We start from the raw sequence: 8,360 nt of genomic DNA, 5'->3' as shown, positions 1-8,360 counted from the left end.
CATGCAGAATGCGCCGCAGCGCCCGCTAACAGCCGATCCCGCTCAACAGCGCTTTGATTTTCAATGACATAGAAAGTGAGCATTATGACGCGTGGCTGCTCGGCCATGCCAAAATTGATACGACCGCGCTCTATGCCCATGTCGCCACCAAGACGATCCACACCGTGATGAGTCCGCTCGACCGGATCAGCCTGCTCACAGAGGGCGAGATACGACCGGACAGATAACGCGGCGGCGGTGCGCCGCCCGTCCCTGGAGGTCGCCGACATCTTCCATCGCCATGGTGCCGCCTGGCGCGCGGCCCAGGCCGGCCACTTGAGCCTCGGCCAGCTGAAGGTGATGTCGGCGATCGAGACCTGCCGCACCGCGGCGCTTGGCGGTCACGTCAAGGCGTTCGAGGACTGCGGCCACAGTCGCATTGCGTATAACAGCTGCAGGAATAGACACTGTCCAAGGTGCCAAGGCGCGGCGGCAAGGGAATGGCTCGCCGCACGCGAGGCCGATCTCTTGCCGGTCGGCTACTTCCACGTCGTCTTCACGCTGCCGGCCGAGATCGCCGACATCGCCTATCCCAACAAGGCGGTGATCTACGACCTGTTGTTCCGCGCCGCCTCGGAAGCGATGCTCACCATCGCCGCCGATCCAAAACATCTCGGCGCCCGCATCGGCATCACCGCCGTGCTGCATAGCTGGGGCTCGGCGATGACCCATCATCCGCATGTCCACATGATCGTGCCCGGCGGCGGCATCGCGCTCGATGGTGAGCGGTGGGTGTCCTGCCGGCCCGGCTTCCTCCTGCCCGTGCGCGTGCTCTCAAGACTGTTCCGGCGGCTCTTGCTGGCCAAGCTTACTGATGCCCATGCCGCCGGCCGGCTGAGGTTCTTCGGCGACAATGCTGGCCTCGGCGACGCGCGCCTTTGCTAAATTCCTGGCACCGCTCAAGAAGAAGAACTGGTTCGTCTACGCCAAGCCGCCCTTCGCCGGACCCGAGGCCGTGCTGGCCTACCTGTCGCGCTATACCCACCGCGTCGCCATCTCCAACAGCCGGTTGATCGCGCTCGACGAGGCGGGCGTCACATTCCGCGTCAAGGACTACCGCCGCAATGGCAGCGAGCGCTACCGGACCATGACGCTGGAAGCGGGCGAGTTCATCCGCCGATTCCTGCTCCACGTGCTACCCAAAGGCTTCCATCGCATCCGCCACTATGGGCTGCTCGCCAGTGCGCACGCCAAGGCCAACATCGCGCGCGCTCGCGAACTTCTCGCCGCGCCGCAGCCCAAGGCCGAATGCAACGGAACGGGCGCCGATGCCGCCACGCCATCGGACTGGCGGCCGCCATGTCCATGCTGCGGCGGCAGGATGATCGTCATCGAGACCTTCGAACGCGGCGGCGACCGCGCCCGCGCGCCGCCTTGGACGAGGGCGCCATGACCACAAACCGCTCTTCATCGCTCTGCATACCCGCCGAGGACTTTGGTCGTCGGCGGCCCGAGGCGATCGTGCGTCTCCGGCCGATCGCATGTCCCGCACCATCTGCAGCGCCGAAACCGCCCGCTCTTCAAGGGCCGCATCGCAATGCGCACAGCCATCGCCAGCCCATCGAGCTACGCCTGCCCACCCACCAAGCCCATCGGTGCGGTCACAACGGACCAAGCCGAACCGTCAAATCCCCATAGCCGCAAAACCGAAATCTCCACCCCGCGGGTTCCTTCCCTCGAGGCTTCCGGACGCCGGCCTCGAGCCACGCCATCTCAGTAGACGGCCGGCATCCGAAACCCATCACAATAACCCATCACAATCTCGGACGCTGGACTCGCCAACCCCGGATCCGGAAACCTGACGTTTTTTCAGTTCAGTCCGACTGAGCCATGCTGAACAGCAGCGCCTCTCGATCTGACGGGCGAGTCAGGCAGCCGTCGAAGCGGGCGGAGCCTGCCCGGCAGCAGCCTTTGTTGTAGCAGTCGCCGGCGGCTGGACCAATTCAGAAGGGCTAGTTTCGGCTAAGAGTTCAACTGCCTCAGTTGAGGCGGCCTCGCCCTTGAACAGGCTCGATATGGATGCGGCCACTTTGGTCTTGCTCGTCGTGTCAGGCTCGACAACCTCCTGCATGGGCAATCTGAGATTCGCTAGCCTCTCCACAAACACCTCGAAGTGAGGTATCGCCGCTGAAGGATCCTCGTCCAGGGCGAACTCGCGGCGGATGACCTGGATGCGGATGCGGACGTCGTCGGACTGCGGCGTGTCGTCGAGCTGGCTCTGGATCTCCTCGAGGATCTCGGCACCCTGCTCGCAGTCCCGCTGCTCTTGTGATCGCGGATGAAGATCCTGTGATAGCGCATGATCATTGCCCCGAGGCGTTCGCGGTTCGCTTCCCGCTGTGCCTGCCGCCTCGCCTTGTTTACAGCCTTGAAGAGGCTGGACATGCGCTCGAGAAAGATGTCGATAGGCCCCCGGAGCTCACCCTTATCTCGCTCGATTGTCTCAACGACGGCGCGTGCGAAGCCGAGCTTCTCGATATGTCCGCTCTCTGCCTTGGCGACCGCCTGAATGGCGACGAACATCGACTTGCCGGTTTCAATCTGGGCCTGAATGCTTTGCAGGGAGATGGTAGGAGCTTCCGTATCGCGAAACCGCGTGATCTCGCCGATGCACGCGTTCATCGCGGCGGTGGCGAGTTCAACGGGGATCAGGTCCTCAATCTCCTTCACCTCGACGCCGTCTGCGAGTTCAAGTGCTCCCAGCTGCAAGAGATGTTGGCTGTCGATCAGGCGCTTCGCCTTCTTGTCCGTCCGCATATGGTTGGCCGCATCGTTGCCTGCGGGGTCAGAGTCGAGGAGGGCGACAACAGGCGGCTTGTCGGTATCCCGACCTCTGATCAGGTAGAGCATGTAAGGGATCTCGCTCGCCGATCCGCAGGGCACAATTACTAGATTGTTGAGGTCGAGGGTCTCGGCCGTTACGCCAGGCCGCCTCTGCCGCATGATTCGGGCGGCTCCGGCGAGAAGCACCTGCTCCGTGATCCCCTCGACGAGCAAGTTGACTGACCCCACGAAGGCCGTCTCGCCGACGAACGCACCGAAGGCAGAGCGAAGGGGCTCATAGTGGTTTCGCGAAACGTTTCGAACAACCCGGGTCCCATCATAGCCGCGCCCCTTCTCGAGCACTCGGATACGCTCGGCGTAGTTTTTGTCCAGCAGGAACGGCGAGTGCGTGACGTAGATCACCTGCACCGGTGGGCGGCCGTCCTGAGGGTCGGCAAGATCCTGGAGGACTTTCATGAGGTCCTGCTGAGCCTCGGCGGAGAGGTAGGTATCTGGTTCGTCCATTAGTAAGAGGCTTTCGCGCTCAGTCTGTGGACGGTGCGACTGGGCTTGGATGAGATATGAGAGGAAGTATTTGAGGCCGCTGCTGCGCTCGTCAAAGGTATACTCGGTCCCCGTACGGTCCCTGATCGTGAATACCAACTCGTGTTCGCGCGGTGTGACCTTCAGCGAGAAGTCACGGTCCTGGACCCACCACTTTTTGAAGTTGAGGTAGCGCTCCAGTTGTTCGTTAATGGCTTCCACTAGCGCGTTGGCGTAGCCCTCCTTGCCGTCCGCGATCGCCTCCCGCAGATCCTTCAGCCTGGCCGGCTCGACGTTGCCGAGCTTCAAGAGCAAATCGCGCGCGAGAGCGAGCGACTTCTCCGCGCCATCTACGCGGCGAGCCTCGCGGAGGGCGTTCGCGATTGGTGACAGCGCCAGCCGTATATTGGGAGCGTTGGCGGCGAATATCTTATCATCTCCCAGCATCTCCGCGAAGCTGCCGGCGACTTCGAGCAGCGTTGTGCGCTGTCTGCGGTCGGAGATGCTGCTGGGCTGGGCGTCCCCATTCGCCAGCCAGTGCAGGGGGACCGCTGCGTTTAAGGCGACGTCCGGCATGAGACGGAAGGGCTTCGGCAGGATGTCGGCGAGCGGTTGTGCCACTGAGGACGCCTCGACCACGTGCTTCTTCCACCCTTCATCGGGGTCTGGGATCCAAATGTCGAGCGCCTCGGGCGTCTCCCTGAACATCATGAAGCGGTCGAACTTTACATCTTTTGCGCCGGCGACGTTGGCGATCGCTTCCGCCTCATCCGACTCGACCATACTCCAACCGAGGCCAAGGTGCGGCCAGCAGGTCGCCTCCCGCTCCACGCTGAAGAAAGGCGAGTAGCGGCAGAGATCGCGCTGCTCGAAGCCAATCCCTGACACGGCCTTCTCGACCGCACTCAGAAGGTGACTCTTCCCAGATTCGTTCGCGCCGACGATGGTCGTAATCCGACTGTCGAACTCGACCTCAACGTAGGGATACCAGGCGTCACGAAACATTTCCCAATCGCCCTTGGGCTGGGCATGGGGCGTCGCCTTGCGGATATGGTCGAAGTTAAACGACTTGTAGAAGCGCGCATAGACGGTTGAAAGTCTCATGGTCAATCCATGTAAAGATGGTGTCAGCCGCAGTAATCTGCGAACGCCGGAAGCGCGAACGAATGGAGTACTTTGCATGCCTGAACCAAGCGCACAAGATAGGCCGCGCCATCGGCTAGGGAGCTTGAATCGGTTTCAACATCAATAATTGCAGATTCGTGGCCGAATATACGGCAGAGTCCGAGACGAGGCAGTTCTTCCAAGACGATCGCTGCCGAAGGAGCCTCCAGCGAACGGCGGCTACCCTCACGGTTGCTGCTGAAAGCTGCGGTCACCGTCCGGCCCTAGGCCGAATGTCAGGAACGCGCCGCATCGCTGCCGTTGTGGTCGGTTAGCGGTGAGCGGCGAAAGGCCGTTCACAATACTGAGACTTGAACTGGCGACGACAGGCCACGGCAAACCAGACGAGATGTCCGGGTGACGGGGCCCGGCATCAAAACCGCCTTCCGCGTCCCCCTCGGCGTCAATTCGCCTCAAGGTAGTCAGAGAAGGATAGCGCGTCACGAGACCTCGCAGCAACTCGATCCGCTGGGCCTCCTCGAGATAGCGCGCGCTGCCCAACAAATTGCGTACATTCCATTTGTTGAAATCGAATTTTGTCCCGAGCATATCCAGCCCCACGAAGAAGGCCGTTGGTCGGTCCGACATCGGCAGCAACTCGACCCAAGCGAAAAGTGCGGGCAGCTCGTGGTCTCGTATCCATTTACGATCGCCATATTCGGCCATCACCGCTTCAAGCCCACTCAAGATTGTGTCGGCAGGAACAACGAGGCCACCAACGACCATGCGTTGCGCTAGCTCGCGCCTTACACCATCGGTAATGTTTCCAATCAGAATTTCATCGAACTCTGCGGCTCGATCGCCATGAGGCATGAGGACGGCACATCCAACAAACCGCGCGACGCGTACCAGGTCATTAGGGGAACCTTCCTCCTTGACTGTGTGGGCAGCCGCTATGAGAACTTCGGCAATATCGCACGTCTGGGCTCGGTCTCTGGAGCGGTTTGCAGCAGCGCGCGCAAAGTCGGGCCAATTGCCGAACTTGCCCTCCGGAATCGGCTCGTGCCGCTGCTGCCAGATCACTTGCAGCCCGACGGCAGCTTCGGCACCAAACTCCCGGTCAAGGAGGCAACGTTTTAAAACGGCCTCGGCGTCTTTGGTGCCAATGGTCGTAAGTACGACGCGGTACTCGTGGACATGCGAGATCCGCATTTCGTCCAGGGCGTCGGTTGGACTTGTTGGCCGCAAACGCAACCTTGGCAGCATGAACGCCTGCCAGATCGGCTCCGAGCATATCGTCCAGAATCAGCACTTGACTGGCGTCAGGAACCCGCCGCATTGCCCAAGTAAGCCGTGCCATGTGATGGCGCGAAGCTGATTGAGCGATGAGCTGCCGCCCCTTGCATCGACGAGACCATCTCGCACCATCGGTAGTCTTTAGCCGAAACAGAGTGAGGTCAGCCGGCGCGTGCGGCCTTTGTGCGATTACGCCCACCTGCCCCTCTTTTAACGCTACGCACGGAGACGGCTTTGGGAGCCACGACGTCGCCGAGCCGCTCTATACGGAGGGGCGCGCGCGAGGGAAGGCGAACGACGAGTTCGAGTTGCCCCCCGATCGCCTCGACGTAGCTCTTAAGAGTAGACAAGTACATGTCGGCTTGTTTCTCGATCTTCGAGACCGAAGGCTGCTTTATCTTGAGGACCGAAGCGATTTCGGCCTGGGCCTTTCCAGCGGCACGCCGCAAATCGCCGAGACTCTCGACTTCTCCCCTTAACTCTTCGAAACGCGCGTCGACCCGCTCCCGACGATCCTCGGGGAGCGCAGCGATTAGGTCATCAAGCTTGCGTCCCATCACTTCTTCTCCTTCTTCGCCGCCGCCAAACGGTCGAGATGCCCTTGATAGCGCTTGTCCGCCTTGGCGATCAGACTTTTATAGAAGCGCTTCTCACTCACGCCCGACTTATCGCCGGCGACGAGCAGGATCGCCTTCCGCTTCCGATCGAATGCGAACGCAACCCGCCAGACACCATCATCAGCGTCGAAGCGAAGTTCTTTCATGTTCGCGAACGACGAGTCATTCAAGGTATCCGCATGCGGTCGCCCCAGCTGGGGCCCGAACACACCGAGCAGCTTAGCCGAAGCCAATAGCTCATCTTGGACTGTCTGGGGCAACGCCTCGAACTCCCCATCGAACTCATCGCCAAAAACGACTTCCCAAGTCATATATAGCTCCTAGGCTATGTAGTCAACATGATCAAGCTGCCGAACGATAGTCTGCGGCCGAAACAAGGTACGCGCGGTCGACGATAATCCGGCCGCCGTTGACACGACTGGCAATTCGCGACCTGTCTGCGCTATCGAGCGGCATCGTCACCGGCGTTCTGACGGGCATGGCCGGCGCGTAGCTGTCGCTTGCCTAGAATCCCGGCTTGTCGTGAAGGATATGACCGCCAGCAAGGGTTCCATCGCGCCGGCAGCGCTCACCGTCGCCAAATATGGAAACCGGTGCCGGCGAGGTTCGCGTGTCTGGCGGGGAAGGTCCCTGCCCGGAGGTGAAGCCGGCGAGGCGCTTGCGCTGGTCCATGCGTAATCGTGCGGAGGACCGCGCGGCGCCGCGCTGTGCATCGCATCTCTCGTCCCGCTGCGCTGCTGAGGCCTCTTCTGTCAGGCGGTCTAGGTTTCGCGCTTCGGGCCGAGCAGGAACACTATGAGGGCAGCGAGGAACGTGGCAACAGCACTGTAGGCAATGGCACTGGTAATCCCGGCATTGTCCACCAATAGTCCGCCGAAAATCGCGCCCGCTGCGATTGCCACTTGGAACGCTACGACCATCAGCACACCGGCGCTTTCGGCGTGCTCGGGGACGGCCCGCCGCACCATCCACGTCTGCAATCCTACCGGCACCGCGCCGAAGGCAAAGCCCCACGCGGCAACCGCAATCGCCGAGGCCAAGGCCGATGCTCCCGCCGTCAGCAGCGAAACAGCGGCTATCGCTATGAGCAGCGGTGCAAGGGCCGCGACTGCCTTGAGACTGTACTCGGCCAGAAGCCCGCCGGCCAAATTGCCGAAGAATCCGCCGATGCCGAAAGCAAGCAACACAAGCGAGATCGTTTCGACATCCAGCGCGGGAATCTTCTCGAGGAAGGCGCGAATATAGGTGATTCCGGCGAAGTGGCCGGAAGTGACCAACAGGATGACCAAAAGCGCAACTTTGACCATCGGAATCTTAGCCACATCCAGCAGGCTGCGGACGCTAGCCACTCCAATCGGAGGCAGCCTCGGAATGGTTATGAGTTGCACCAGCAGTGTAGCGGCGCCGCCGGCTGCGGCGAGCATGAACGCGCTTCGCCATCCCCAGATATCGCCCACATAAGCGCCAATTGGAGCTGCGCAAACGGTAGCCACGGAAACGCCGGTGAGGATGACCGACATGGCGCGCGGCAGGAGGTGGCTTGGAACGAGCCGCATCGCCAGTGCTGCCGACATCGACCAGAAGCCGCCGAGCGCTATGCCGAGCACAACGCGTGCAGTCAGGAGAACCGCCAGCGACCACGCGCCGGCCGCCAGAACGTCCGACAGGATCAGCAGCAGCGTCATGGTCCACATGACGGTCCTGCGGTCCAGGCGCTTTGTGATGATGGCCACCGTCGGCGCCGAGATCGCCCCGACGATAGCTGTCGCCGTCATCGCCTGTCCAGCCGCTCCCTCGCTGATACCGAGATCATGCGCGAGGGGCGTGAGCAGGCTGACAGGCAGAAACTCTGCCGTGACCAGCCCGAAGGTGCCCAAGGAAAGCGAAATGACCGCACCCCATGCGGGACCAGACGGTGGGACGGGCTTTTCTGCGTCGTGCAGAACAGCGTCCATGACGCCTGCTGCGGATTGGGTCATGAACGAAGTCTCCACTGTG

6 protein-coding genes and 1 pseudogene are annotated in these 8,360 nt (G+C 61.6%); 1 reads left to right on the top strand and 6 read right to left on the bottom strand.

All coding sequences use genetic code 11. From position 1 onward, the window contains the following. Positions 1 to 269, bottom strand: a 269-nt coding sequence (locus NKI85_RS27425) for a hypothetical protein (RefSeq protein ID WP_352779058.1), incomplete at its 3' end; no start/stop codon positions are given. Here NKI85_RS27425 and NKI85_RS27420 point away from each other — a divergent pair. Next, positions 238 to 1,432, top strand: a pseudogene (locus tag NKI85_RS27420) (IS91 family transposase). The gene NKI85_RS27425 and the pseudogene NKI85_RS27420 overlap by 32 nt on opposite strands. Positions 1,433 to 2,127: 695 nt before the next feature. On the opposite strand, the gene NKI85_RS27415 reads toward NKI85_RS27420, so the two are convergent. From NKI85_RS27415 to NKI85_RS27395, 5 genes are all read right to left on the bottom strand, one after another. Further along, on the bottom strand, positions 2,128 to 4,449 hold the full coding sequence (locus NKI85_RS27415) for an AAA family ATPase (RefSeq protein ID WP_352779055.1): 2,322 nt from the start codon (positions 4,447 to 4,449) through the stop codon (positions 2,128 to 2,130). Positions 4,450 to 4,695: 246 nt separating this feature from the next. Beyond that, on the bottom strand, positions 4,696 to 5,715 hold the full coding sequence (locus NKI85_RS27410; protein ID WP_352779053.1) for a hypothetical protein: 1,020 nt from the start codon (positions 5,713 to 5,715) through the stop codon (positions 4,696 to 4,698). A 191-nt stretch (positions 5,716 to 5,906) separates the two neighbouring features. After that, the gene (locus tag NKI85_RS27405) at positions 5,907 to 6,302 is read right to left on the bottom strand and encodes an XRE family transcriptional regulator (RefSeq protein WP_352779051.1); all 396 of its coding nucleotides are present in this window, start codon (positions 6,300 to 6,302) and stop codon (positions 5,907 to 5,909) included. Next, positions 6,302 to 6,673 carry a type II toxin-antitoxin system RelE/ParE family toxin gene (locus NKI85_RS27400; protein WP_352554126.1) on the bottom strand — a complete coding sequence of 124 codons (372 nt, stop codon included), beginning with the start codon at positions 6,671 to 6,673 and terminating at the stop codon, positions 6,302 to 6,304. The genes NKI85_RS27405 and NKI85_RS27400 overlap by 1 nt, the downstream gene beginning before the upstream one ends. A 450-nt stretch (positions 6,674 to 7,123) precedes the next feature. Further along, positions 7,124 to 8,341 carry an MFS transporter gene (locus tag NKI85_RS27395; protein WP_352779049.1) on the bottom strand — a complete coding sequence of 406 codons (1,218 nt, stop codon included), beginning with the start codon at positions 8,339 to 8,341 and terminating at the stop codon, positions 7,124 to 7,126. Between the last annotated feature and the right edge of the window lie 19 nt (positions 8,342 to 8,360).

It is taken from the genome of Mesorhizobium sp. M0571 (genome assembly GCF_040320985.1).
Taxonomy (GTDB): Bacteria; Pseudomonadota; Alphaproteobacteria; order Rhizobiales; family Rhizobiaceae; genus Mesorhizobium.
This window is presented reverse-complemented; position numbering and strand designations above follow the sequence as displayed.